Genomic DNA, 25,406 nt, shown 5'->3' on the forward strand with positions numbered 1-25,406 from the left:
TCCAATTCTAATGGCAAGACAATGGAATTACAGGGAAAACGCATCGTTCTCGGTGTCACCGGCGGCATCGCTGCCTACAAGGCGGCTGAACTGGTTCGGTTGCTCGGCAAACAGGGCGCCGAGGTGCAGGTGGCGATGACCGAAGGGGCGACGCATTTCGTGACGGCGACGACCTTCCAGGCGCTGTCGGGCAAGCCGGTCTACCTCGATCAGTGGGATGCCCGGATGCCGAATGCGATGGCGCACATCGACCTGTCGCGTCAGGCCGATCTGATTCTGGTGGCGCCGGCCTCGGCCGATTTCCTCGCCCGCATTGCGCACGGCATGGCCGATGACCTGCTGGCGACCATGGTTCTGGCCCGCAACTGCCCGTTGCTCGTGGCCCCGGCGATGAATCGACAGATGTGGGAAAACCCGGCGACGCAGCGCAATGTTGCTCAATTGCAGGCCGATGGCGTGCAGATGCTTGGCCCGGCCAGTGGCGAGCAGGCCTGTGGTGAGGTCGGCGCCGGTCGCATGCTGGAACCGGAAGAGATTCTTGAAGAGGTCATCGCCTTCTTCACGCCCAAGCTGCTGGCTGGCAAGAAAGTGTTGATCACCGCCGGGCCGACTTTCGAAGCCATCGATCCGGTACGCGGCATCACCAATCTGTCGTCAGGCCGCATGGGCTACGCCGTCGCCCGCGCCGCGCGGCAGGCCGGGGCTGAGGTAACGCTGGTTTCCGGCCCGGTCGGCTTTTCGGCGCCGCAGGGTGTCAACCGCGTCAATGTGCAGAGCGCGCTCGACATGCACGCTGCCGTGATGGTCCGGGCGGCAGCAGCGGACATTTTCGTCGGCGTGGCGGCGGTAGCGGATTACCGCGTGGCCAATGCCGCCGAGCACAAGTTGAAGAAGGATAGCGGCGGCATCCCGCCCATCGAGCTGATCGAGAACCCGGATATCCTGGCCGAAGTGGCCGCCATGTCGGGCGGTCCGTTCTGTGTTGGCTTCGCTGCCGAGAGCCGCAATCTGGAAGAGTATGCGCAGACCAAGCGGCGCAAGAAAAATATTCCGCTGATCGCCGGCAACCTGATTCAGGACGGCTTTGGCGGTGACGACAACCGGCTTGTGTTGTTTGACGACAGCGGTGTTCATCCGCTGATGCCCGCCCCCAAGGCGGTTTTGGCGCGCCAATTGATTGAACACATTGCCACCCTGATGGGGAGAAACTAATGCATCAAATCGACGTGAAAATTCTCGACAACCGCCTGCGCGAAACGCCGCCGCATTACGCCACGCCCGGTTCGGCCGGACTTGATCTGCGTGCCTGTATCGAGGCGCCCATTCATGTTGCACCGGGCCAAACTACGTTGGTGCCGACCGGCATGGCGATCCATCTGGCCGATCCCGGGCTGGCGGCGATGATCCTGCCACGTTCAGGTTTGGGCCACAAACACGGCATCGTGCTCGGCAATTTGGTCGGTCTGATCGACAGCGACTATCAGGGCGAGCTCATGGTCTCAGTGTGGAACCGTAGCAGCGTGACCTTTACGCTCAACCCGCTGGATCGCATCGCGCAACTGATCATCGTTCCGGTCCTGCAGGTTGGATTCAATATTGTTGACGATTTCGACGCGAGTCACCGTGGCGAAGGCGGTTTTGGCAGCACGGGCCACGCCTGACGCTTGCAAGCACGCCGTAAGAAAATCATGATTTAATGATTTACTTTTTTGCGGGGAGGTGGGGGAAATGAAAAAAATTGCAACACAGATTGCCGGGGCCGCGCTTGCCGCTGTCTGTTCCATGTCTGTGTCGGCGGCTGAGGCAGTCGATCTGGCTCGCGCCGAAGAGATCGTTTCCGGGCGCTGTTTTCTCTGTCATGGCCTGGAAGGCGAATCGGCCAGCCCGGTTTTCCCCCGCTTGGCCGGGCAACATGGCGACTACATCGCCAGGCAGTTGGCTGATTTCAAGTCCGGCAAGCGCAACAGCGACACTATGAAGCCGCAGGCTGATGAATTGACACCGGCCGAAATGAAAGCATTGGGTGCTTTCTTTCAGGCCAAGGTGGTCGGGCCTCGCGCGGCAAGAGATCAGGAACTGCTGGCCGTTGGCAAATTCGTCTTCAACCGCGGCAACCAGTTCTCCGGCCTGCCGGCATGTTCGACCTGCCATGGTGCCAAGGGACTTGGAACGCCACAGTTACCGCGTCTGGCCGGCCAGCATCCGCGTTACATCGAGGATCAGTTGAAGCAATTCAACAAGCGCGAGCGGACCAACGACAACGCGGTTATGCATACCATTGCCTCCAAGCTCTCGGAACTCGAGACGCACGCGGTTGCCGAGTACATCGCGACGCTGGACTGATTTCCCCTTCGGCAAAACAAAAGGCCGCCCATCAGGCGGCCTTTTGTTTTCGATGACGGGTTGGCATGGCAAACCGCATTTCAATTTGGGCAAAAATCCCGGTTGACCGTGCAATGCAGCCCGTTGCTCAAACGGCCGGGAACGGAAGGTCAGCTCATCCCAAGCATGATTGCCTTGATTTGCTCATCGCGATCGGGTCTGTTGGGTGGAGCTGCTGGCAGCGCCCCAATGGCAAGGCGGCTTACTGGGCGACATCCACGTTGCCAGCGATCGTATCGAGGGCGGCGAGGACAATATTGAGTTGCTCGTGAACCTCCCCGGGGCGACCGACGATGTCCGAAATCTTTCGGCGCAGATCGACCAGGTCGCCGATTAACTGGTTCTCGATGGCGGGCTGGATGCCAGTATGCAGAAAGGCTTGCTCGAACTCGTCGATGACCTGGCTGATCAGTGTCCGCGAATGGGTCAGGTCCTCCATTTGGCGGGTGTGAAGGTTCTTCACCGAATTGCGAATTTCGTAGGCGGCGTAGCGGATCCCTTGCTGCTTCAATATGTTGTCATGTTCGAGCAGCAGGCCGGCGATGCGCGACTCGATTCCCTCGGCCAGCGTCGCGATGTTGTCCCGGATTCGACCGAGCCGCTGCGCATCGTCTTCCGGCAGATTGCTCACCAGTACGGTGACATGGTCGAAATTGACCACCAGATTGCGGTCGATTTCGAGGATGCGGCCAAGCATGCGTCGCTGTTCTATGAGGCTGCGCTGCGTTTCTGGAAGGGCCGTACCTTCCGTGGTCAACGCGATGCCATCGCCTTCCCAGATGACATACACGGCGCCCTGCAGTTCGTATTGCCGGAGCGATTCGATAGCCAGTGCGGTGATCGACTGGATGTTGTGGCAGGCAAAACTCTTCGACAGGAACTGCATCACGACGCCGAGTTCGCCCATGGCGGACATTGAGGTAAAGGCGACGTTCTGGGCGTAAGCCATCTGGTCGCGAACTGCCGCCTTTTCTCCGAAAGTCTTGCCCAACAAGGTCAATTTGTACCGGAGCGCCTGATCATGGACCGGTTTGACCAACAGATCATCCGCCTCGAAACCGTTCCGGGCAATGTCGTCCGCCGTGCAGATCAGCACCTGGTAGAGGTCTGCCAGGTCGAAGTCGTCCCGCAACTCGCGGTGCAGTTTGAAGCCCTCATCATTGGGCAGTCCGGTGTCAAGCAGGATCAGGTCAGGGCGCCGCGAGGCCAGGGCAGTGCGACAGTCTGCGGCGCTGCGATGGACATTCAGGTCAACTTCGCGCGATAGAAGCGCCTTGTGCTGAGTAATGAAGGCCTCGTCATCACTGACCAGAAAAGCGAATAGTTTTATGTTCATGGGGCGCCTTGGGTCGTCCTGGCTGCGGCGAATATCCGAAAGCCAATCGCGATGGTGCTGTGCGAAATGTACTGGAGAAAAACGAACAGATGGAAAAACGGCATGGGGTATGGGCCGCGTCTGTTCCATTGCCGATGACAAGCAATGAAAAAGGCCGCATCAGCGGCCTTTCCTGTTCGCCTGCCAAGTTTGTCAGGTCAGCATGTCGGCCCAGATATTCTTCGCCCAGCCCATCGCAACCTTGCCTTCCAGTTCGTTGCGGGCAGCGGACACACCGCCGGCGCCCTTGACCGGTTGTACGGTCTTGGTGGCGGCGTCGTACTGGTGTACCGACGAGACGTGGATGACGTTCTTTGCATCGACGAAGCTGTAACAGGTGTTCATGACGACCGGTTCCGGATTCGGCTCCAGGCCGGCCAACTGGTTGAGGATCGCTGCAGCGGCCAGCTTGCCGTGCTGGTTGGCCATGTGGCCGGACTTCGGCATGGTCGGCGCCGGGAAAACGGCGTCGCCAAGCACGTGGATGCCCGGTGTGCTGGTCGATTCCATCGATAGCCAGTTGATGTCCACCCAGCGGTTGTTGATGAGCTTGATGCCCGACTTGGCGGCAATGTCGCCGGCGCGGTGCGGCGGGATAACGTTGAGCACGTCGGCCTTGAACTTATCGAATTCGAGCACGGCGGTGTTGGTGGCGACTTCGACATCCTTCACTTCGCTGTTGTTGCGGTATTCGATCATGCCCTTGTAGAGATCGGCCCAGGCCTTGGTGAACAGGCCTTTCTTGGACATCACGTCTTCGTTGGCATCAAGGATGACGACCTTGGATTTCGGCTTGCTCTGCTTGAAGTAGTTGGCGACCAGACAGGCACGCTCGTAGGGGCCGGGCGGGCAGCGGTAGGGCGCCTTGGGGATGGCGATGGCGTAGGTGCCGCCGTCCTTCATCGATTCCAGTTGCTTGCGCAGGGCGACGGTCTGGGCGCCGGCCTTCCAGGCGTGGAGAATCTTCGACTGGGCATCGGCGTTGTTGAGACCGGGAATCTGGTCGAACATGAAATCGACGCCCGGTGACAGGACCAGACGGTCGTAGGACATGGCGCCGCCAGCTTTCAGCGAAATGGTCTTCTTTGCGGCGTCGACCGCAACAACATCGTCCTGGACAACGCGGACACCCCATTTGCTCTTCAGTCCGTCGTAGCTGATGGTGATGTCTTCCATGGTCTTGGTGCCACCAATGACCAGGTTGGAGATCGGGCAGGAAATGAAGGTCGGGTTGCGCTCGATCAGCGTCACCTGAACGCCGCCTTCGCTCCACATGCGCAGGTACTTGGCAATCGTCGCGCCGCCGTAGCCGCCGCCGACCACGACGACGTGGCCGCTGGCCTTGCCGCCACCGGCACAGCCGTAAATGGAAGCCATTGCGCCGGCTGCCGCACCGACTTTCAGGAAATCACGTCTTTTCATCAGCATCATGGTCATCTCCCCTTATTTTTGTGCGGCGAAATAGCCGGCGATCAGGTCAAGCTGGGCTTCGGTGTAGCCCTTGGAGATCTGATGCATGATCGAAGCGGGCTTGTCGCCGCTCTTGTAGTCAGCCAGTTTCTGCAGGATCTTGGCTTTTTCCATGCCGGCCAGTGCGTCCATGCCGGAGCCTTTGAGTGCATTGCCGTTGGTGCCGTGACAGTTGGCGCAGGTGGCGGCCAGATTACGGCCGAGGTTTGGATCGGCCGCCTGCGAGGCGCTGGCAAAAGCCAGCAGGCACAGGGCGGCTATGGGAGCAAACGGTTTCATCGAGACATCTCCTCTAGTGTTGTCGATACGCCATATATAGCCAAAATTATTTTTGATTTGTCCGTATCAGCGTAGTACCAAGGTTATAAGCCTTTGGCGCAAATTGCATGCTGCATTGCAACAATATTAGTAGTTGACTATATAAGTACGCAGTTATACATTGATTCTTGATTGAAATCAAAAGAACGATATGGACGAAACATCGGACGAGACATTACAGGTTTTCGAACAGGTGGCGCGCTACTTCGGATTGCTGGCTGATCCGACCCGTTTGCGCATCCTTTCGTGCCTGTGCGCAGAGGAACGTCCGGTTCATGAGGTGGTGGAAAAAATTGGGCTGACACAAGCCAACATCTCGCGGCATCTGAACATCTTGTACCGGGCCGGTGTAGTCGATAGGCGGCGCGAGGGGAGTTCGGTGATGTACCGCGTGATCGATCCGAATTTCGTCGACATCTGCCGAACGGTCAGCATCACGGTGGCAAGCCGCGATCTGGGCGATGAGTTGGGGGTGTCGTCGGCGAATTGCAGTACTGACGTCAAATAAGCAGAGGGGTTTCTCAATATGGGTGACATCGTTAAACAACCGGGGCGTCTGCGGCCCGCTCCGGAAAACTTCCTGTCGGAAGAGCAGGTTCAGGCCGTTGCTGCCGGTCGCCGGGATTTTCTCCGCAAGAGCCTGTTCGCAGCTGGTGCCGCACTGGCTGTCCCGAAGGTCGTTCGGGCCAGCGAAGGCGATCCGAACATTCTCGAAAATCCGGCGTGGACAACCTCGCTCGGCCTGCCGGTTGCGACCAATCCGTACGGCATGCCGTCGAAGTACGAAAGCCAGTTGCTGCGCCGCGAATCGCCGGGTCTGGCCCGCGTCGGCGGTGCTTCCGTATCGTTTGCGCCGCTGCAGGGCCTGTTCGGCATCATCACGCCGTCCGGTCTGCACTTCGAGCGCCATCACCAGGGCTGGCACGACATCGATCCGTCCAAACATCGCCTGATGGTCAATGGCTCGGATGATTCGCTGCTCAAGAAGGCCAAGGTTTACACGCTCGACGAACTGATGCGTCTGCCGTCGGTATCGCGCATCCACTTCATCGAGTGCGGTGCCAACACCGGCCTCGAATGGGGCAATGTCGCAGTGCCGACCGTGCAATACACGCATGGCATGCTCTCCTGTTCCGAATTCACCGGCGTGCCGCTCAAGGTGCTGCTGGAGGATTGTGGCGTCGATTACAAGAAGGCGCGCTACGTGCTGGCTGAAGGTGCCGATGGCTCCTCGATGACCCGCACCATTCCGATGGAAATGGTCGAGTCCGGCGAAGTCTTCGTGGCCTATGGCCAGAACGGCGAAATGCTGCGCCCGGAAAACGGCTACCCGCTGCGTCTGGTCGTGCCCGGCGTGCAGGGCGTGTCGTGGGTCAAGTGGCTGCGTCGCATCGAAGTCGGCGACAAGCCGTATGCCACCAAGGACGAGGCGGTGCATTACATCGACCTCCTGCCGAGCGGCCAGCATCGCCAGTACAGCTCGATCCAGGAAGCCAAGTCGGTGATCACCACCCCATCCGGTGGCCAGACGCTGCTCGACAAGGGCTTCTTCAACGTCTCCGGCCTTGCCTGGTCTGGTCGCGGCAAGATCAAGCAGGTCGATGTCTCCTTCGACGGCGGCATCAACTGGCAGACGGCGCGCCTCGAAGGGCCGATCCAGAACAAGGCGCTGACCCGTTTCAACACCAATTGGGTGTGGGACGGCTCGCCGGCCATCCTGCAATCGCGCGCCATCGATGAAACCGGTTTCGTTCAGCCGAGTTATGGCCAACTGCGTGCCGTACGCGGTACCAAGTCCATCTATCACAACAACGCCATCCAGTCCTGGAAAGTGGTTGAAAGCGGGGAGGTCAGCAATGTTCAGGTTCTCTAAGCCTCTTTTCGTTTTTGCCCTTTTTTCCGCGTCGACCGTAGCAATCGCCTTCGAGAACTATCAGGGCGTCGGCCGTCCGGCCACCCCGGCCGAAGTGAAGGCCTGGGACATCGACGTTCGCCCGGACTTCAAGGGCCTGCCCAAGGGATCGGGCAATGTCGAGCGCGGTAATGAACTGTTCGAGGAAAAGTGCGCTTCTTGCCATGGCTCTTTCGGCGAGTCGAACGAAGTCTTCACGCCGCTGGCCGGCGGTACGACCAAGGACGATATCAAGTCCGGCAACGTCAAGGGCCTGTCTTCCGGTGAACTGCCGCAGCGCACCACCTTCACCAAGGTGGCGACAATTTCGACGGTTTTCGACTACATCCAGCGCGCCATGCCCTGGACGGCACCGAAGTCGCTGAAGCCGGACGAGGTTTACGCCATCCTGGCCTATCTGCTCAATCTGCAGGAAATCGTGCCGGCTGACTTCGTGCTGTCCGACAAGAACATTGCCGATGTGCAGAAGTTGTTGCCCAACCGCAACGGCATGACGACCGACCACGGCATGTGGCCCGGTGCGCCGGCCAAGAAGGGCGGCATCGGCAACGGCGGCAAGCCGGATACGGCAAATAAGGCGTGCATGAAGAACTGCAAGCCGGAAGTGCTGATCGGCTCGACCCTGCCGGAATATGCCCGGACGGCGCACGGCGAACTGCGTGATCAGAACCGTTCATTCGGTCCGGTCCGCGGCACCCAGACGCTGGGCCCCGAGGCCGCCAAGAAGGCGGCCGATGCCGGCACGCTGGAACTGGCCACGAAGAGTGGCTGCATGGCCTGTCACGGCATCAAGAGCAAGATCGTTGGCCCCGGCTACAACGAAGTGGTGGCCCGCTACAAGGATCAGACCGATGCCGAATCGCGCCTGATCGCCAAGGTCAAGGCCGGTGGGCAAGGCGTCTGGGGCTCGATCCCGATGCCGCCGAATGGTCATATCAAGGACGAGGATCTGAAGACACTGGTTCAGTGGATTCTGTCCGGCTCGAAGTAACCCAATTTCTACAGAGGAGAAGTCATGAACAATCAACGTCGCACCGTACTGAAATCCGGCTCCGGCGCCGCCCTGCTGGGCATGCTGGCCGCCGCCGGCATCATCACCCCGGGCATGGCCCTGGCTGACTGGAACAAGGCTGCCTTCGACGCCAAGAGCATGGCCGACACGCTCAAGGCCATCGGCGCCGGCACGCCGGTTGACAGCAAGGATGTCCAGGTTACCGGTCCGGATATCGCCGAAAACGGCGCCGTCGTGCCGGTTGGCGTGGCTTCCAGCCTGCCGAACGTGACCATGGTCGCCATCCTGATCGAGAAAAACCCGAACGCGCTGGCCGCTTCCTTCGTGCTGCCGGAAGGCACCGAAGCCAACGTCCAGACCCGCGTCAAGATGGGCCAGACCTCGAACATCTATGCGCTGGTCAAGTCGGACGGCAAATTCTTCATGGCCACGAAAGAGATCAAGGTCACTCTCGGCGGCTGCGGCGGCTAATCGACACGAATTCAAGGAGATAGAAACATGGGCAATCCAATGAAAATCCGCGCCGCCAGCAAGGACGGCGTTACCGAAGTCAAGGTTCTGGTCAGCCACGAAATGGAAACCGGCCAGCGCAAAGACTCGGCTGGCGCGATCGTGCCGGCCTGGTTCATTACCGAACTGGTTGCCAAGCATGGCGACAAGGTCGTGCTGACCAGCGAATTCGGACCGTCCGTCTCGAAGAACCCGTACCTGGCTTTCAAGTTCAAGGGCGGCGCCAAGGGCGACAAGATCACGGTCAGCTGGAAAGACAACAAGGGCGATACGCGCTCCGACGAAGCTGTCGTCAACTGATAGCTGATAGCACGCAATAACGGCAGTCAGGCGACACAGATCGCCGCTGCCGTTGCCTTTACCCCGTGGAGGAGTAATCAATGATTCGACGTTTGATGAAAACGCTGGTTGGGGCTGCCGTTCTGGCTGCCTTTGCCGGTGGTGTTGCGGCCCAGGATAGCAAGGTGGCCGATGAGCTCGCGAAGTATCGCGAAGCGCTGGCCGACGGTAATCCGGCCGACCTGTTCGAAGTCAAGGGCGAAGGCCTGTGGATGCAAAAGCGCGGCCCGAAGAATGCCTCGCTCGAACAATGCGACCTTGGTCAGGGGCCGGGCAAGCTGGACGGCGCCTATGCCGCCCTGCCGAAATACTTCAAGGATACCGGCAAGGTCATGGACGTCGAATCCCGCCTCGTCCATTGCATGATGACCCTGCAGGGCTTCACCCTGGCCGAAGCGACCAAGCAGTGGTATTCGAAGCCGGGCAAGGATTCCGACATCGAGGCGCTGGTTACTTTTATCGGCGCCAAGTCGAACGGCAAGCCGATCAACGTGCCGGCGACGCATCCTGAAGAAGCCAAGATGGCCAAGATGGGCGAGTATATTTTCTATCGCCGCTCCGGGCCGCAGGATTTTTCCTGCTCCATCTGCCACGGTCAGGAAGGCAAGCGCATCCGCCTGCAGGAACTCGGCAACCTGACGACCAAGGAAGGCGCCGGCTTCGCCATGAAGACCTGGCCCTCGTACCGCGTCTCGCAGGGCACGGTGTGGACCATGCAGCGTCGTCTGATCGACTGCATGCGCCAGGCCCGCTGGCCTGAGCCGAACTATCTGGCCGATTCGATCATCGCGCTGGAAACCTATCTGCAAAAAACTGCGACCGGCACCGTCATGGAAACGCCGGGAATCAAGCGCTGAAAAAGGGGACGACCATGAATTTCAAATTTGCCCTTTTTTTCGGGTTGACCGTAGCAATCGCAACGCCGGCCCTGGCTCAGAAAGCCGTTGAAGCGCCGGGCGGCAAGTACGCCAAGGAAGCTGACCAGATGTTCCGTGCTTCGTTCAAGGCCGAGAATCCGAAATACTGGATGACCCGTCTGGACCAGGACGAGACGATGAAGACCTGCCAGCAATACCGCGACAACCCGCCGCGCAAGGTCGGCGAGAAGCTGGAAAAGCTCAACGCAGCGACCATCCGCTATCCGGTCGAAGGCAAGCTGATCGGTGACTGGAGGGAAGGCGAGAAGCTCGCAGCCGTGGGCACTGGCGGTCACATCGGCTTCCTCCAGCCCGACCCGGCCGGCAAGCTGCGTGGCGGCAACTGCTACGCCTGCCACGAACTGGCCAAGAAGGAAATCGCCTACGGCACGATCGGCCCTAGCCTGCGCAATTTCGGCAAGATCCGCGGCAATTCGGAAGAGACCATCAAGTACGTCTACGACAAGGTCTACAACTCCAACGCCTTCACGGCGTGCACCAACATGCCGCGTTTCGGCCTGCATAACTGGGTGACGCCGGAGCAGATCACCCACATCGTGGCTTTCCTGGTCGATCCGGAATCGCCGGTTAACAAAGACTAGAACTTGCGTGATTGGCCCGGCCGGGAAACTGGCTGGGCATTTTTTTGGCCTCGCCCATCGCCTCGCGGGTTTTGCCAGAATTTCATTTTCAAGGAACAAAAATGAGCATGAATCGTCGGGAATTTCTTCAGGTCATGGCCGTCGCGGCGGCCGGTGGCATGTCACTGCACAGTGAATTGGCGCAGGCTGAAAAGGGCGCTGCCAAACTGTACGACCTGCCCAAATTCGGCAACGTCAGCCTGCTGCACATTACCGATTGTCATGCCCAGTTGCTGCCCATCTATTTCCGCGAGCCGAACGTTAATCTCGGCTTTGGCGACCAGTTCGGTAAGGTGCCGCATCTCGTCGGTGCCAACCTGCTCAAGCATTTCGGCTTCAAGCCGAACACGCTGGAGGCGCATGCCTACACCTACCTGAATTTCGAAAAAGCCGCCGAGACCTACGGCAAGGTCGGCGGCTTCGCTCACCTGGCGACGCTGGTCAAACGCATGAAAGCCAATCGTCCCGGCGCGCTGCTGCTCGACGGCGGCGACACCTGGCAGGGTTCCGGCACGGCGCTGTGGTCCAACGCCCAGGACATGGTCGATGCCTGCAAGGCGCTCGGCGTCAATGTCATGACCCTGCATTGGGAATCGACCTACGGCGAGGCCCGGGTCAAGGAAATCGAGGAAAAGGATTTCGCCGGCCAGATCGACATCGTCGCCCAGAACGTCAAGACCACCGACTTCGGCGATGCCGTCTTCAAGCCTTTCGTCATGAAGAAGATGAACGGCGTGCCGGTCGCCATCATCGGCCAGGCCTTCCCCTACACGCCGATCGCCAACCCGCGCTGGCAGACGCCGAACTGGAGCTTCGGCATCCAGGAAGAGAACATGCAGAAGACCGTCGACGAAGCCCGTGCCGCCGGCGCGCAGGTCGTTGTCGTGCTCTCGCACAACGGCATGGACGTTGATTTGAAGATGGCCTCGCGCGTCAAGGGCATCGACGCCATCCTCGGCGGCCACACTCATGACGGCATGCCGGCGCCGGTTGTCGTCAAGAATGCCGGCGGCCAGACCCTGGTGACCAACGCCGGTTCCAACGGCAAGTACCTTGGCGTGCTCGATTTCGACGTCAAGAACGGCAAGATCGCCGACTTCCGCTACAAGTTGCTGCCGGTCTTCGCCAACCTGCTACCGGCCGACAAGGACATGCAGACGCTGATCGACAAGGCGCGTGCGCCCTACCTGTCCAAACTCACCGAAAAGCTGGCTGTCAGCGAAGGTTTGCTCTACCGCCGCGGCAACTTCAACGGCACCTTCGACCAGGTCATCCTCGATGCGTTGATGAAGGTCAAGGACGCCGAAATCGCCTTCTCGCCGGGCTTCCGCTGGGGCACTTCGCTGTTGCCCGGCCAGCCCATCCTGATGGAACACGTGCTCGACCAGACGGCGATCACCTATCCTTGGACGACGGTGAGCAACATGAGCGGCGAGATGATCAAGACGGTGCTCGAAGACGTCTGCGACAACTTGTTCAACCCGGACCCGTACTACCAGCAGGGCGGCGACATGGTGCGCGTCGGCGGCCTGCAATGGACCTGCGATCCGACGGCCAAAATGGGCAACCGTATCCAGAACATGATGCTCAAGGGCAAGCTCATCGATCCGGCCAAGAACTACAAGGTGGCCGGCTGGGCACCGGTTTCGGAAGAGGCGAAAAATTCCGGCGAGCCGATCTGGGATGTCGTGGCAAAATATCTGCGTGACATAAAGACCGTCAAGCCGGTCAATCTCAACCTGCCGACGCTCAAGGCGGCGGCCAACAATCCGGGGATCGCATGATGAAACTCTTGCCGAAACTCTTTGCAGTCGCCGCGCTGGCCTTTGCCACGCAAACCTTCGCCGCCGACTGGGCGCCGGGTAGCACCGACTGGGACAAGCTGCCCGATGTCAAGAAATCGAAGGTCGGCCTCTATCTGACGCCGCAGCAGGCCTACGACATGAAGAAAGCCAACCCCAAGGGCGTCGCTTTCTTCGACATCCGGACCCGAGCCGAAGCCATGTACGTCGGCTGGCCGAGTGATGCCGATGCGCTCGTGCCCTACGTCGAACATCCCGAGTTGATGAGTGATTGGGACGACAAGCGCCACATGTACAAGCTCGAGCCGAACCAGGATTTCGTGCCGGAACTGGAGCGCCGCCTGAAGGAAATGGGGCTGGGCAAGGACGCCACGATCATCGTGATCTGCCGCTCCGGCGACCGCAGCTCGAAGGCGCAGGATCGCCTGCAAACGGCTGGTTACACCAAGGTTTACGGGGTCGCCGAAGGGGTCGAGGGTGATACCGCCAAGGATGGTGCGAAAGCCGGCCAGCGCGTCGTCAATGGCTGGAAGAACGCCGGCCTGCCGTGGACCTACAAGCTGGACAAGGCGAAGATGTACTTCCCGCGCTGATCGTCAATCAGCTGCCAGAAATCCTCGCTGCGGCGGGGATTTTTTTGTCTGGCGCCACGGGCGATTTCAATTTTTGCCGATTTTTCCGGTTGACCGTGGGATAGTGCTGCGGGCCGGAAAAGCATGCCGTTAAGCAGCTCTCACCCGTTGCGGCTGGCCAGCCAGGCGGCAATCGACTCCTCCGGCGCGCCGTAGGGGTAGTCGTCCACCGGTTCGATACCCGCCTCTCGCAACCGGTCAGCAGGGCCACCACCGATCCGGGCGACAAACAGCGCTCGGCAGTCGGCGAGGGCGCGCAGGATGACTTCGCGCTTGTCCTCGTCGCCATGGCCGCCCTGGCAGTAATGTTCGACCTCACGTTTTTCGAGAAAGGCCACCGTGCCGTTGCGCACGGCGTAGATGGCAAAGTCGTCGGCGTGGCCGAAGTGCATGTCGATCTGCTGCCCGGTCTTGGTGGCTACGGCGACCAGGCAGTCCGGGGAGAGGGGGGCGGTCGTCATCGTTGGTCCTTTCAAAGTTCGTGGTCAGTGCCGGAGCGCAAGGCGCGGGCGACGGCCATGGCGCGCCGTTCGTGCAGCGCGGTGGCCTCATCATCGTCGGGTTCCGGCAGCGACTGGCAGGCGGCCAGGGCTTGTCTGAGCAGGGCGGCTTTCGGATAAAGCGGCGTGGTGTTGCCCGGATAGGCGAAATAGTCGCAGGCGCAGACCGTCAGCAGATCCTCGAAGTGCGCCGGATCGGTAAAGGCTCCAACCCGTTCAATCAGCGCGGCCATCGAGCCAGCTCGCATGCGTGTCGCGCGATGGACGCGCTCCAGTTCCATGGCGACCAGGATGGCGAAGTCCTCAAGCTCGGCCGGGATGCCGAAGCGGGCGCAGACGTTGCGGATGCGCGGCAGGCAGCGGTCGATGTGGCGGTAGTGCGAAGGCAGATGCTGCGGCGGCGAGTCGGCCTTGCCAAGATTGCAGAGCAGCGCCGCCAGCCGCACGCGCAAGGGTGCATTGGCGACGGCTGCCGTGTCGAGTACCCGCCTCTGGTGTCGCCCGAGATCGACCGGCTCGCCATCGAAGCCGGTCTCGAAGCGACCGTACAGGGCGGTGAATTCAGGCAGCAGGCGTTCCTGCGCGCCGCAGGCGGTCAGTGCCGCCAGCATGCGCGACGGCTGGGCGCCCATCAAACCTTCGGCCAGCAATGGCCAGACGAGTCGCGCGTCGAGGTCGGCCAGGGCGCCGCTGGCGACCTGCGCCGCCATGTCGTCGAGTGTTTCGTCGCCAAGCTCGCCGTCGGTCGCCGTCGCTCCCGCCGCCACGGCGAACAGGGATAGCCGTGGGTCGAGCGACAGCGAATCGATCAAGGCTTGTGAGTTTTCTGACATCTTCGGCACAAATCGGGAGGGTATTTGCGCTGGTAGCGAGAAACGTTCCAGACGGCCTGTATGGTCGCCATCGTCCGAGCTTGGGCCTGTTTGCTGCCATTTTTTTGCTCAAGCGTGAATAATTTCGTTTTTCCCAATATTAAGGAGTCGAATAGTCCTTGGTCATATTGAGGTGTTCCCCGCCAGTCAGTATCATTCGCGGAAAAAAAGGGGGGGTTATGAAGGTTTCTCATTACGATGTGTTGCAGGTCAGCGCCAAGGCCATACCGGAGGTCATCAAGGCGGCATATCAGAAGCTGAAGCCGGTTCTGTCCGAGGCGGCGCAAGGCGGCGATCACGAAGCGCGCAACCAGCTACTTTTCCTTGAGGAAGCCTACGCCGTGCTCTCCTCGCCGGAAAAACGGGCAGCCTATGACGTATCGCTAACGGCGGCGCCCGACTTCAATCCACAACCGGTTCATTCCTACGCTTATCAATCTGAGAGTACGTTCCTGAGTTGGTGGTCGGACTCCACGACCGGCCGGCTGATGATCGGGATTGCCTTGATCGCATTGGCTTATTCTGCCTACAAATTCATGGGGCAACGCGGCGATCAGCAGATTCGCAGCAAGCAAGTCGAGGTTCAGTCGGTCAGGGAAGTGGGGACGGTGCGCAACGAGGCTTACCGGGCCGAGAGCGAACGATTCCTGGTTGAAGGGGCGGTTCAGAATCAGGGAAAAATGATCGATATCGCATCGGAAGAGGCCGCGCGCAGAAAAGCTGAACTCGACTATCGTGCCAGCGCCAGTGCCAAATCCCTGGAACTTCAACAGCAACGGCTCGACGCGCAACTTCAGCAGCAACGCTGGGCGCAGGAACAATACGAGAAGGACCGCGAGCGGCGGGAGGCCAAGGCGCTGGCAGATGCGCCGAAAAAGCAGCTATGCAATATGTACGCGTTGAACGGGAACGTTCGCGACGCCCGGGCGGCGGGCTGCTATTGATCCAGCAAGCGGCCGGTTGACCGGGGCTTGAGATAGCTGCGGCAGGGCGGGGTTCTGTCGCCGTTTCGCTTTTAGCTGCTGCGTTGGGCGGTGGCGGCTCAGGGTTGCGGAATTTGTTCGCTGACCGGCATGGCTACTTGAGTCGTACGGGAAGGTGGTTGAACGCGGTCAACCAGCCGGTCGGCCAGCCCGGCGCCCAGCCACATGCCGATCAGCGAAATCCACGCCGTCAGCGCGAAAATCGCCGCGCCCGAGACGCCGGCACCGACGGCGCAACCGCCGGCCAGCATGCCGCCGAAACCCATGAAGACGGCGCCGGCCATGTAGCGCCGCATGCTGTGGCCGTCCTTGAAGCCTTCCAGCTTGAGTTCCTTGCCCCACAAGGCGGCGAGGAAGGAGCCGAGGACCACGCCGGGGACCAGGCCGATATTGAAGTCCCACGGCTGTCCCGGCGGGGAGAGGACCAGCATCAGCACGTCGGCCGACGGGCCGGTGAAACTCAGGCTCTGCACGGGAATGATTTCGAAGGATTGGGTGCCGACCTGGTAGGTGACCAGCCAGGCCAGCGCGACCATCAGGCCGACGCCGCTGCCGCCCAGCCATTCGCGCCGGGCGAGGTGGGCGCGGCGGGCGAAGTGGATGGCTGCAGCGAGCCAGACGAGACCGAAGAGCAGGCCGCCGATATTGCCCAGATGCAGGAAGGCGAGCAGGTCGCGGGCGGTGCCGCCATCGATGGTCAGCCAGCCGGAAATGGAGGTGCGCAGCGGCGAGAGCAGACCGTTCAGCGAGGCCTGGGCCGCGACGGCGAAAATCAGCCCGGCGAGCAGGGCGCGCAGGTTGCCGTTGGCGGCGAGGACGAGCATGCGCGACGAGCAGCCACGGGCCAGGATCATGCCGACACCGAAGAGCAAACCGCCGACCAGTGCGCCGGAGAGGCTGCCTTTGGCCGCCAGTTGGCGGGCCTGCGAGACATCGAGCCAGCCCTGGGTGATGAAGAACTGGGTGGAGATGACCGCAGCCGAAAAGGCGAAGAGCCAAACTGCCAGCTTGCTGCAGCCGCTGCGGTTCCAGAATTCGACGACGGCGGAGCGCAGGCAGAAACGCGAGCGCTGGGCGAAAATGCCGAAAAAGATGCCGATGGTCAGGCCGGCCAGCGTGACTGCGGTCTTCTCGCCCAGGGTTTCGATCAGGCTGGACAATTCCATTTTTGGCCTAAATTTCGGGTTGACCGTAGCAATGCGAAACTGGGGTCAGAACAGCTCGATGTCGCCGTTGCTGCTGCTCATCGCACTCGCACCGGAATGGCTGGCCTTCATTGCATCGCCCTGAACGTGCGAGTTGACCAGCAGTTCAACCAGTTTCTGGCTGCGCGAGCGGAAGCGCTGCAGGCCGTCGGCTTCGTTGTCGTATTGCAGGGCCAGGAAGGCGTGCATGTATTCGCCGACGTTGGTCGTTCGCTGGCTGATGCGCGACATCATCTGCGTCACGATATCCTCGAACTGCATGGCCATGACGCCTTCCTCGGTCATCTCGTGCATCTGTTCGGTGATGGCCGTGATGTGGTCGGAATGCTCGCGCGCCTTGCCGGTCAGCGCCAGCAACTCGCTGCCCAGATCCTGCAAGGTCGTACGGGATTTTTCGGCCAGGCTCATGTCGATGTTGGTCGCATCGGCCACCCGGGTTCCGACCTCCTGCAACGATTTCATGATATCGCTCAGCGAAGTGCGGATATCGACATTGAATTCGCCGGTACGGGCCGCCAGATTGCGCACTTCGTCCGCCACCACGGCAAAGCCGCGGCCTGCTTCGCCCGCCCGCGCGGCTTCAATGGCGGCATTGAGCGCCAGCAGGTCGGTCTGTTTGGTAATGCCGGCGATGTCGTTCAGGGAGCGGTTGATCAGCGCAACCTTGCCCTGCATTTCGTCAAAACTGGCTGCAATGCCCTGACTGGTTGACTGGATCTGGGTCATCTTGCTGACAAATTCGGCAATCAGGACATTCGTTTCATCGAAGAAACGTTGCAGGCTGACCTGTTCCTGTGCCGACGCGTTCTCGCCCGTCATGTTCAGCATCTGGTCGATCAGCGAGCGCAGGATCTGGCGCTGGTCGGATGACTGGGATTCAAGACCGGTCAGGCTGCCGGAAAGCTTGCTGACTGAAGTACGGATGATCTCCTGCGCCTCGCGCATGTCGTTTTCGAGCGACGAGAACTGCAGTTCTGCATGGGCCATGGCCTCGTCGGAAAGGACCTGGTATTCCGACATCACGTCCTTCAGCTCCGTGACGTAAGACAGTTGCTTGTCTTTCCAGCGCCGTCGTTCGCCATAGGAAAACAAAATGGTGCCGGCCAGCAGTACAGCAAGTACCACCAGGAAATGCGGAGAAACAGGGCCGACAGCCAGTGACCACAGCCACAGTCCAAGGCAGGCTGCTGCAGCCAGCCAGATCAGAAGGTCATCAATGCGCTTCATTCACCGGTTCCGGGGAAATATATAGCCTGATATTGTACGGCCGTGCTGGCACGGCCGTTACAAAATTCTGAGCCGTGTGCACTGATTTAGTGCGGCTCAAGCGACTCTAGCCCATTGCCTTCAAATGCTGGATGATCTCACCGGCCATCGGCTGGGCATCGCCGTAGAGCATCCGGCAATTGTCGGTGTAGAACAGCGCATTCTCGACGCCGGAGTAACCGGTGCCCTTGCCGCGCTTGATCACGATGACGTTCTGCGCCATGTCGGCATTGAGGATCGGCATGCCGTAGATCGGGCTGGTCTTGTCGGTTCTGGCACTCGGATTGACCACGTCGTTGGCGCCAATGATCAGCGCCACATCGGCCTGACCGAATTCGCCGTTGATCTCTTCCAGATCGAAGATCTTGTCGTAAGGCACACCAGCTTCGGCCAGCAGCACATTCATGTGCCCCGGCATCCGGCCAGCCACAGGGTGGATGGCGAACTTCACCTCGACCCCGGCTTCTTCGAGGATAGAGGTCATTTCCCACACCTTGTGCTGGGCGTGGGCTACAGCCATACCGTAACCCGGGACAATGATGACCTTGGAGGCGTAGCGCATCATCGCGGCCGCATCGAGTGCTGAAAGCTCCTTCATCGAACCACTGATCGCTTCACCCGGGCCACTGGCTACCATCGGCGTGAACAGGATGTTGGAGATCGGCCGGTTCATGGCCTTGGCCATGAGCTGGGTGAGCAGCGTACCGGCCGCCCCAACGACGATGCCGGCAATGATCAGCGCAGGGTTGCCCAGCACGTAACCCTCGAAACCGACGGCCAAGCCGGTGAAGGCGTTGAACAGCGAGATGACGACCGGCATGTCGGCCCCGCCGATGGGCAGGGTGACGATCAGACCGAGCATCAAGGCGACGGCGAAGAAGCCGAAGATCAGTTCCGGTTGGGCCGGGGCCATGACGACCATGGCCCCACCGAGACCGAGGGCGATCAGGGCGAGAACGACATTGACCGCATTCTGGGCTGGCAGGCGATGGGCTTTCTTGAGCACACCCTGCAACTTGGCCCAAGCGACGCAGGAACCGGAAAACGACACCGCACCGATCAGCGCGCCAATGACAGCGAGCACCGTCGTCGCCAGACTGTGGGCATCGCCCTTGGCAAACTCGATGGCGGCGATGGCGGCAGCGGCACCGCCGCCCATGCCGTTGTAAATGGCGACCATCTGCGGCATGTCGGTCATCTTGACCTTCTTGCCGGAGATCCAGGCGGCCGAGCCGCCGAGCGCCAGGGCCAGGGCCATCAGGGCGAGGTTCTGCAAGCCGGGGATGAGGAAGGTGGCGGCAATGGCGACGAGCATGCCGTAGCCGGCGATGATGATGCCCTTTCGGGCGCTGGCCGGCGAGCTCATGCCCTTGAGGCCGAAGATGAACAGCGCGGCGCCAAGGAACCAGGCGCCTTGAACGTAAACTGGGATGGTCATGTTCAACCCTCCTTCTTCTTGAACATGGCGAGCATGCGTTCGGTCACGACGTAACCACCAGCGGCGTTGGCCGCGCCGAGGGCGACGGCGAAGAAGCCGATGGCTTGCTGAACGGGGGTGTCCGCCGTGCCGAGCATGAGCATGGCACCGACCACGACGACGCCGTGAATGAAGTTGGAACCGGACATCAGCGGCGTGTGCAGGATGACCGGCACCTTGGCGATGATCTCGTAGCCGGTGAAGGCGGCGAGCATGAAGATGTAGAGCGCGAGCAGGCCGTCCATCATGCTTCTCCCATGACTTGTTTGACCACGCTGTGCACGGTGACGCCATCCTTACACAGCAGCGTACCGGCGACGACATCGTCGCTCCAGTCGATATTGAGTTCGCCATCCTTGATCCATGGCGAGAGGAAGTTGTAGAGGTTCTTGGCGTAGAGCTCGGAGGCGTGGGTCGGCATGCGGGAGGGCAGATTCAATGGGCCATGGATGTTCACGTCGTTGGCGACGACGTGTTCGCCGGGCTGGGTCAAAGCGCAGTTGCCGCCGGATTCGGCCGCCATGTCGACGATTATGGCGCCGTATTTCATGCGACCGATCATGTCGGTGGTGATGATGATCGGTGCTTTTTTGCCGGGAATGGCGGCGGTGGTGATGACGACGTCGGACAAGGCGACGGCCTTGGCGAGTTTCTCGGTCTGGGCGGCCTTCTCTTGGGCAGTCAGTTCGCGGGCGTAGCCGCCGACGCCATCAGCCGCAACGCCGGTGTCGACGAACTTTGCGCCGAGCGATTCGATCTGCTCGCGGGCGGCGGAACGGACGTCGTAGGCTTCGACCATGGCGCCGAGACGCTTGCAGGTGGCGATCGCTTGCAGGCCGGCGACGCCGGCACCGATAACCAGCACACGGGCCGGGCGGATGGTGCCGGCGGCGGTGGTGAGCATCGGGAAGAACTTGGTGCAGCGGGCGGCGGCGATCAGTCCGCATTGGTAGCCGGCACAGGCGCCTTGCGAGGACAGGGCGTCCATGCTCTGGGCACGCGAGATGCGCGGCAGCAGTTCGAGGGCGAAGGCGGTGATCTTCCTGGCGTTCAGGGCGGCGAGACGGGCCTTGTCTTCGAAGGGCTTGAGCAGACCAATCAGCACGGCGCCTTCGGGGATACGCTCGATTTCAGCCAGGCTTGGCGGGGTCACGCGCAGGATCAGGTGGGCATTGGCATAGGCTTCGACCAGGCCATGAACGAATTCGACGCCGGTGTAGTCAGGGTCGAGAAAGTGGCTCTGGATGCCGGCGCTTTGTTCCATGCAAAGCTTGGCGCCGAGGGCGGCGAATTTCTTGGCTGTCTCGGGCGAGAGCGCGGTACGGTATTCACCGTCGGCGCTTTCGCGAGCAACCGCCAGGGTAAGCGGCATCATCACTCTCCTTGAATTGTGGGCGATGTAGGTTTTTAGAAGCATCGAACCTGACCTTGAATGACGATGAGGTCATGATTCGGTTAATGTATGTGATCCGAAGATAAGTGAATTGTTATTTCGGCAGAAGTCAGAGTTTCTGACTATCGGGGTCAGTGATCACTTATCTATTCATTGAGGTGCTTGCTGGTATTCACAAAACGCAGTTCCTGCGGGTAGGGGAAGAAGTCCTCGACATGGCCGTCGCGGATTTTCTGCTGGGCATCCTGCCAGAATTTCGGGTCGAGCAGGTCTTTGTGGTACTTGAGGAATATTTTTCGGACCTGCGGCGAGGCGAGCAGGAAGGTGGCGAATTCCTCCGGGAAAATATCGTTTCTGGCCACCGGGTACCAGACCTCGCCCGACATCTCGGTTTCAAAATCGGGGGCCGGCGGAATTTTGCGAAAGTTGCAGTCGGTCATGTACTCGATTTCGTCGTAGTCGTAGAAAACGACACGGCCGAAGCGGGTAACGCCGAAATTCTTCCATAACATGTCGCCCGGGAAGATGTTGGCCTGAGCCATTTCGCGGATCGCGCTGCCGTATTCCCGGATGGCGTGTTCGAGGCCTTCGATGTTGTTGGCGCGCTCCATGCGGTCGAGATGAATGTTGAGCGGCTCCATTCGGCGTTCGATGTAGAGGTGCTTGATGATCAGTTGATCGCCGTCGATTTCGAAGCAGGACGGCGCCAGTTTTTCCAGTTCGGCCATGACCTCGCCGTCGAAACGCTTGCGCGGGAACAGGACGTTGGAGAACTCGAGGGTGTCGGCCATCCGGCCGACACGGTCGACCTGCTTGACCATCATGAATTTGCGCTTGACCGTGGCGCGGTCCATGTTCTTCGAGGCGCCGAAAACATCCTTGATGATCTTGAAGACATAAGGGTACGAGGGCAGGGTGAAGACCAGCATGACCAGTCCGCGGATGCCGGGGGCCATGATGAATTGGTCTTCGGAATGGTGCAGGTGATAGATGAAATCGCGGAAGAACATGGTTTTGCCCTGTTTGCCGAGACCGAGCATGATGTAGAGCTCGGAGCGCGGCTTGGCGGGCAGGATGGAGCGCAGGAACTGTACGTAGCCGGAGGGCACTTCCATGTCGACCATGAAGTAGGCGCGCGACAGCGAAAAGAGGAGGCCGATCCGCCACCCGTCGAGCAGTATGGTGTCGAGGTAGAGCCTGTCTTCCTCGTCGTGGAGCACGGGGATAGCGAACGGATACTCGTTCGCGCCGTTGATCGCCTTGCCGATGATGTAGGCCGCCTTGTTGCGATAGAAGGGCGAGCCGAGTACCTGGATCTGGAAGTTGACCTCGCGCCGCGGCATGCCGTTGAGATGGCGGCTGACGGAGTCGTAAACATGGTCAACATCTCGCTCGAGGTCGGCGAAGGGGCGCAGCCAGCCGAAGTCGGCGATGATGCCGTGGATCGCCCCGCGCAGGCCGTTTTCCTTGGCGTAGTAGCTGCGGTAGGTCTGGCTGTCGTCGCCCTCGATGTTCTCCGTCGAGATGCTCGGGCGGACGAAAATGAAATCGTTGTGGAAATAATTGCGGTGCAGGATCTTGGTCGTCACCGAGTTGAAGAAGGTTTCGGCCAGTTCCGGCTGCTTGTGGTTGAGGAGCAGGCCGATGTAGAGCAGCTTGACCTGCTGCCAAGTGCTGTCGTCGATGTGCTGGGCATCGTAGTCATCGCGCAGACGTTCGACGCATTCGTCCACGCGGTCATCGTAGAAGCGGATACGCTCGCGCACTGCCTTGTGCACGCCCTGCCAGTCGCTTTGCTCGAAACGCGACTTGGCTTCACGGCTGCTCAGGCGAAACAGCGTGTAGTGCTTGTTGAATCCCTGGATCATGGCCAGCGCAATCTGGTGCGCGCTGGTGCCGTAGAGGCCGACTGAGATTTTCATGTGATCGCTCCGTATGTCAGCGGATTTTAGTGGGCCGGAGGCGAAATGACGAGATCGCCGCCATTCGGGGCATCCGCGGCGGACCACACTGTGAAACCGTATTTCACCGTTGACCGGAAGCGCTGCGTTGCGGATACTCCCGAGACTCTGTAAGCACCGCGCAAGGGTATCGGCGTATCGTCGTCGACTCGCATATTAAAAACCATCACCAAGGGGTTCGTATGTCCGCAGGCAAGTCCAAGATCATCTACACGCTCACCGACGAGGCGCCGCTGCTGGCGACTTGTGCGTTTTTGCCGATCGTCCGCACTTTTACGGGGCCGGCCGGCATTGAAATCGAGAAGGCCGACATTTCCGTTTCGGCCCGAGTTCTCTCAGAATTCTCCGAGTTTCTTGCGGACGACCAGAAGGTGCCGAACACTCTGGGCGAACTGGGCAAAAAGTGCCTGCTGCCGGACACCAACATCATCAAACTGCCGAACATTTCGGCCTCGGTTGCTCAGCTCAAGGCCTGTGTCAAGGAACTGCAGGAAAAGGGCTACGCCATCCCTGATTACCCGGAAACCGCCGACACCGAAGAAGCCAAGGCCCTCAAGGCACGTTTCGGCAAGTGTATCGGTTCGGCCGTCAATCCGGTCCTGCGCGAAGGCAACTCCGACCGCCGCGCGCCGGGCGCCGTCAAGAATTTCGCCAGGAAGCGCCCGCATTCCATGGGCGAGTGGAAACAATGGTCGCAGACCCACGTTTCGCACATGGAACACGGTGACTTCTACCATGGCGAAAAGTCGCTGACGCTCGACAAGGCACGTGAAGTGCGCATGGAACTGATCGCCAAGGGCGGCAAGACCACCGTGCTGAAGCCGAAGCTCTCCCTGCTCGAAGGCGAGATCATCGACTCGATGTTCATGAGCAAGAAGGCGCTTTGCGACTTCTACGAGCAAACGCTGGAAGATTGCCGCCAGTCCGGCATCCTGTACTCCCTGCACGTCAAGGCGACGATGATGAAGGTCTCGCACCCCATCGTTTTCGGCCACTGCGTCAAGATCTACTACAAGGAAGCCTTCGAAAAGCACGGCAAGACCTTTGACGAACTCGGCATCAACGTCAATAACGGCATGGTCGACCTGTACGAGAAGATCAAGGCCCTGCCGGAATCCAAGCGCGACGAAATCATCCGCGACCTGCACGCCTGTCAGGAACACCGTCCGCGTCTGGCCATGGTCGATTCGGCCAAGGGCATCACCAACTTCCATTCGCCGAACGACATCATCGTCGACGCTTCCATGCCGGCCATGATCCGTCAGGGCGGCAAGATGTGGGGTGCTGACGGCAAGCAATACGACAGCAAGTGCGTCATGCCGGAATCGACCTTTGCCCGCATCTACCAGGAGATGATCAACTTCGTCAAATGGCATGGCAACTTCGATCCGCGGACCATGGGCACTGTCCCGAACGTCGGTCTGATGGCCCAGCAGGCCGAGGAATACGGCTCGCACGACAAGACTTTCGAGATCACCGAAGACGGCATTGCCAACATCGTCGACATCAATACCGGCGAAGTGCTGCTGACGCAGAACGTCGAAGCAGGCGACATCTGGCGCGCCTGCCAGGTCAAGGACGCACCGATCCGCGACTGGGTCAAGCTGGCGGTCACCCGCGCCCGCCAGTCCGGCATGCCGGCCATCTTCTGGCTGGACAGCTATCGTCCGCACGAAAACGAGCTGATCAAGAAGGTCCAGAAGTACCTCAAGGATCACGACACCTCCGGTCTCGACATCCAGATCATGTCGCAGGTCCGCGCCATGCGCTTCACCCTTGAGCGCGTTGCCCGCGGCCTCGACACCATCTCGGTGACCGGCAACATTCTGCGCGACTACCTGACCGACCTCTTCCCGATCATGGAACTGGGCACCTCGGCCAAGATGCTGTCGATCGTCCCGCTCATGAACGGTGGCGGCATGTACGAAACCGGTGCCGGCGGTTCGGCTCCGAAGCACGTCCAGCAGCTGACCCAGGAAAACCACCTGCGTTGGGATTCGCTCGGCGAGTTTTTGGCCCTGGCCGTGTCGCTCGAAGAACAAGGCATCAAGGATGGCAACAAGCGCGCCATTCTGCTTGCCAAGACCCTCGACGCCGCCACCGGCAAGTTGCTCGACAACAACAAGTCGCCCTCACCGAAGACCGGTGAGCTCGACAACCGCGGTTCGCAGTTCTACCTCGCCATGTACTGGGCGCAGGAACTGGCGGCGCAGAAGGAAGATGCCGAACTGGCAGCCCACTTCACCAAGCTGGCCAAGACCCTGACTGACAACGAAGCTCAGATCGTTGCCGAAATGAAGTCGGTGCAGGGTCGTCCGGTCGATATCGGCGGCTACTACAAGGCCGATGCCGAGAAGACCAAGGCGATCATGCGTCCGAGCCCGACGCTCAATGCCGCGCTCAAGGCAGCGCGCATCTAAGCGAGCCATATTTTCCGGC

Annotated in this window: 25 protein-coding genes; 14 read left to right on the forward strand and 11 right to left on the reverse strand. The window is 60.3% G+C overall.

Translation table 11 applies throughout. The features are described from left to right. Positions 1 to 21 precede the first annotated feature (21 nt). The 3 genes from coaBC (at position 22) to WBK19_RS11330 (ending at position 2,343) form a co-directional block, all read left to right on the forward strand. Positions 22 to 1,212: a bifunctional phosphopantothenoylcysteine decarboxylase/phosphopantothenate--cysteine ligase CoaBC gene (gene coaBC, locus WBK19_RS11320; protein ID WP_511289763.1), complete on the forward strand. Its 1,191-nt coding sequence runs from the start codon at positions 22 to 24 to the stop codon at positions 1,210 to 1,212. After that, positions 1,212 to 1,661 carry a dUTP diphosphatase gene (gene dut, locus WBK19_RS11325; RefSeq protein ID WP_511289765.1) on the forward strand — a complete coding sequence of 150 codons (450 nt, stop codon included), beginning with the start codon at positions 1,212 to 1,214 and terminating at the stop codon, positions 1,659 to 1,661. Before coaBC ends, dut begins: the two co-directional genes overlap by 1 nt. 67 nt (positions 1,662 to 1,728) lie before the next feature. Continuing rightward, complete coding sequence (locus WBK19_RS11330; RefSeq protein WP_511289767.1) at positions 1,729 to 2,343, forward strand: c-type cytochrome; 615 nt, start codon at positions 1,729 to 1,731, stop codon at positions 2,341 to 2,343. A 241-nt stretch (positions 2,344 to 2,584) separates the two neighbouring features. Here the strand turns inward: WBK19_RS11330 and WBK19_RS11335 are convergent, their stop codons facing one another. From WBK19_RS11335 to WBK19_RS11345, 3 genes are all read right to left on the reverse strand, one after another. Then, on the reverse strand, positions 2,585 to 3,718 hold the full coding sequence (locus WBK19_RS11335; protein WP_511289769.1) for a response regulator: 1,134 nt from the start codon (positions 3,716 to 3,718) through the stop codon (positions 2,585 to 2,587). A gap of 192 nt (positions 3,719 to 3,910) precedes the next feature. Further along, positions 3,911 to 5,188 carry an FCSD flavin-binding domain-containing protein gene (locus tag WBK19_RS11340; protein WP_511289771.1) on the reverse strand — a complete coding sequence of 426 codons (1,278 nt, stop codon included), beginning with the start codon at positions 5,186 to 5,188 and terminating at the stop codon, positions 3,911 to 3,913. 12 nt (positions 5,189 to 5,200) lie between these two features. Then, complete coding sequence (locus WBK19_RS11345) at positions 5,201 to 5,506, reverse strand: c-type cytochrome (RefSeq protein WP_494649560.1); 306 nt, start codon at positions 5,504 to 5,506, stop codon at positions 5,201 to 5,203. A 190-nt stretch (positions 5,507 to 5,696) separates the two neighbouring features. Between WBK19_RS11345 and WBK19_RS11350 the strand changes: the two genes are divergently transcribed. From WBK19_RS11350 to WBK19_RS11390, 9 genes are all read left to right on the forward strand, one after another. Beyond that, positions 5,697 to 6,053: an ArsR/SmtB family transcription factor gene (locus WBK19_RS11350; RefSeq protein WP_511289773.1), complete on the forward strand. Its 357-nt coding sequence runs from the start codon at positions 5,697 to 5,699 to the stop codon at positions 6,051 to 6,053. 18 nt (positions 6,054 to 6,071) lie between these two features. Beyond that, positions 6,072 to 7,418 (forward strand): sulfite dehydrogenase, encoded by a 1,347-nt coding sequence (soxC, locus tag WBK19_RS11355; protein ID WP_511289776.1) that lies wholly within the window; start codon positions 6,072 to 6,074, stop codon positions 7,416 to 7,418. Beyond that, positions 7,402 to 8,448 (forward strand): c-type cytochrome, encoded by a 1,047-nt coding sequence (locus WBK19_RS11360; RefSeq protein WP_511289778.1) that lies wholly within the window; start codon positions 7,402 to 7,404, stop codon positions 8,446 to 8,448. The genes soxC and WBK19_RS11360 overlap by 17 nt, the downstream gene beginning before the upstream one ends. 24 nt (positions 8,449 to 8,472) lie before the next feature. Further along, the gene (soxY, locus tag WBK19_RS11365) at positions 8,473 to 8,940 is read left to right on the forward strand and encodes a thiosulfate oxidation carrier protein SoxY (protein WP_511289780.1); all 468 of its coding nucleotides are present in this window, start codon (positions 8,473 to 8,475) and stop codon (positions 8,938 to 8,940) included. A gap of 27 nt (positions 8,941 to 8,967) precedes the next feature. Beyond that, complete coding sequence (gene soxZ / locus WBK19_RS11370) at positions 8,968 to 9,279, forward strand: thiosulfate oxidation carrier complex protein SoxZ (RefSeq protein WP_511289782.1); 312 nt, start codon at positions 8,968 to 8,970, stop codon at positions 9,277 to 9,279. 80 nt (positions 9,280 to 9,359) lie between these two features. Further along, complete coding sequence (soxA, locus tag WBK19_RS11375; protein WP_511289784.1) at positions 9,360 to 10,175, forward strand: sulfur oxidation c-type cytochrome SoxA; 816 nt, start codon at positions 9,360 to 9,362, stop codon at positions 10,173 to 10,175. Between the two features lie 14 nt (positions 10,176 to 10,189). Next, entirely contained in the window at positions 10,190 to 10,837 is a 648-nt protein-coding gene (gene soxX / locus WBK19_RS11380) for a sulfur oxidation c-type cytochrome SoxX (RefSeq protein ID WP_511289786.1), read from the forward strand. 101 nt (positions 10,838 to 10,938) lie between these two features. Then, entirely contained in the window at positions 10,939 to 12,660 is a 1,722-nt protein-coding gene (gene soxB, locus WBK19_RS11385; RefSeq protein ID WP_511289788.1) for a thiosulfohydrolase SoxB, read from the forward strand. Continuing rightward, positions 12,657 to 13,271, forward strand: coding sequence for a rhodanese-like domain-containing protein (locus WBK19_RS11390; protein WP_511289790.1), 615 nt, complete (start codon positions 12,657 to 12,659; stop codon positions 13,269 to 13,271). Before soxB ends, WBK19_RS11390 begins: the two co-directional genes overlap by 4 nt. 140 nt (positions 13,272 to 13,411) lie before the next feature. On the opposite strand, the gene WBK19_RS11395 is transcribed toward WBK19_RS11390, so the two are convergent. Both WBK19_RS11395 and WBK19_RS11400 read right to left on the reverse strand, forming a co-directional pair. Next, positions 13,412 to 13,771: a NifB/NifX family molybdenum-iron cluster-binding protein gene (locus WBK19_RS11395; RefSeq protein WP_511289792.1), complete on the reverse strand. Its 360-nt coding sequence runs from the start codon at positions 13,769 to 13,771 to the stop codon at positions 13,412 to 13,414. An 11-nt stretch (positions 13,772 to 13,782) separates the two neighbouring features. Then, on the reverse strand, positions 13,783 to 14,643 hold the full coding sequence (locus WBK19_RS11400; protein WP_511289794.1) for a tRNA nucleotidyltransferase: 861 nt from the start codon (positions 14,641 to 14,643) through the stop codon (positions 13,783 to 13,785). Between the two features lie 239 nt (positions 14,644 to 14,882). Here WBK19_RS11400 and WBK19_RS11405 point away from each other — a divergent pair, with 239 nt between their 5' ends. After that, on the forward strand, positions 14,883 to 15,626 hold the full coding sequence (locus WBK19_RS11405; protein WP_511289796.1) for a J domain-containing protein: 744 nt from the start codon (positions 14,883 to 14,885) through the stop codon (positions 15,624 to 15,626). A 98-nt stretch (positions 15,627 to 15,724) separates the two neighbouring features. Here WBK19_RS11405 and WBK19_RS11410 read toward each other — a convergent pair whose 3' ends face one another. The 6 genes from WBK19_RS11410 to aceK form a co-directional block, all read right to left on the reverse strand. Beyond that, positions 15,725 to 16,831 (reverse strand): YeeE/YedE family protein, encoded by a 1,107-nt coding sequence (locus WBK19_RS11410; RefSeq protein ID WP_511289798.1) that lies wholly within the window; start codon positions 16,829 to 16,831, stop codon positions 15,725 to 15,727. A 45-nt stretch (positions 16,832 to 16,876) separates the two neighbouring features. After that, on the reverse strand, positions 16,877 to 18,097 hold the full coding sequence (locus WBK19_RS11415) for a methyl-accepting chemotaxis protein (protein ID WP_511289800.1): 1,221 nt from the start codon (positions 18,095 to 18,097) through the stop codon (positions 16,877 to 16,879). 106 nt (positions 18,098 to 18,203) lie between these two features. Continuing rightward, on the reverse strand, positions 18,204 to 19,574 hold the full coding sequence (locus WBK19_RS11420) for an NAD(P)(+) transhydrogenase (Re/Si-specific) subunit beta (RefSeq protein WP_511289802.1): 1,371 nt from the start codon (positions 19,572 to 19,574) through the stop codon (positions 18,204 to 18,206). Between the two features lie 2 nt (positions 19,575 to 19,576). Continuing rightward, on the reverse strand, positions 19,577 to 19,858 hold the full coding sequence (locus tag WBK19_RS11425) for an NAD(P) transhydrogenase subunit alpha part 2 (RefSeq protein ID WP_226400950.1): 282 nt from the start codon (positions 19,856 to 19,858) through the stop codon (positions 19,577 to 19,579). Further along, complete coding sequence (locus WBK19_RS11430) at positions 19,858 to 20,985, reverse strand: NAD(P) transhydrogenase subunit alpha (RefSeq protein ID WP_511290081.1); 1,128 nt, start codon at positions 20,983 to 20,985, stop codon at positions 19,858 to 19,860. The genes WBK19_RS11425 and WBK19_RS11430 overlap by 1 nt, the downstream gene beginning before the upstream one ends. A 167-nt stretch (positions 20,986 to 21,152) precedes the next feature. Beyond that, on the reverse strand, positions 21,153 to 22,928 hold the full coding sequence (gene aceK, locus WBK19_RS11435) for a bifunctional isocitrate dehydrogenase kinase/phosphatase (RefSeq protein ID WP_511289804.1): 1,776 nt from the start codon (positions 22,926 to 22,928) through the stop codon (positions 21,153 to 21,155). A gap of 221 nt (positions 22,929 to 23,149) precedes the next feature. Between aceK and WBK19_RS11440 the strand changes: the two genes are divergently transcribed. Continuing rightward, complete coding sequence (locus tag WBK19_RS11440) at positions 23,150 to 25,387, forward strand: NADP-dependent isocitrate dehydrogenase (RefSeq protein WP_511289806.1); 2,238 nt, start codon at positions 23,150 to 23,152, stop codon at positions 25,385 to 25,387. The last annotated feature ends 19 nt before the right edge of the window (positions 25,388 to 25,406 follow it).

This window comes from Azonexus sp. (assembly GCF_049652925.1).
Classification (GTDB): Bacteria; Pseudomonadota; Gammaproteobacteria; order Burkholderiales; family Rhodocyclaceae; genus Azonexus.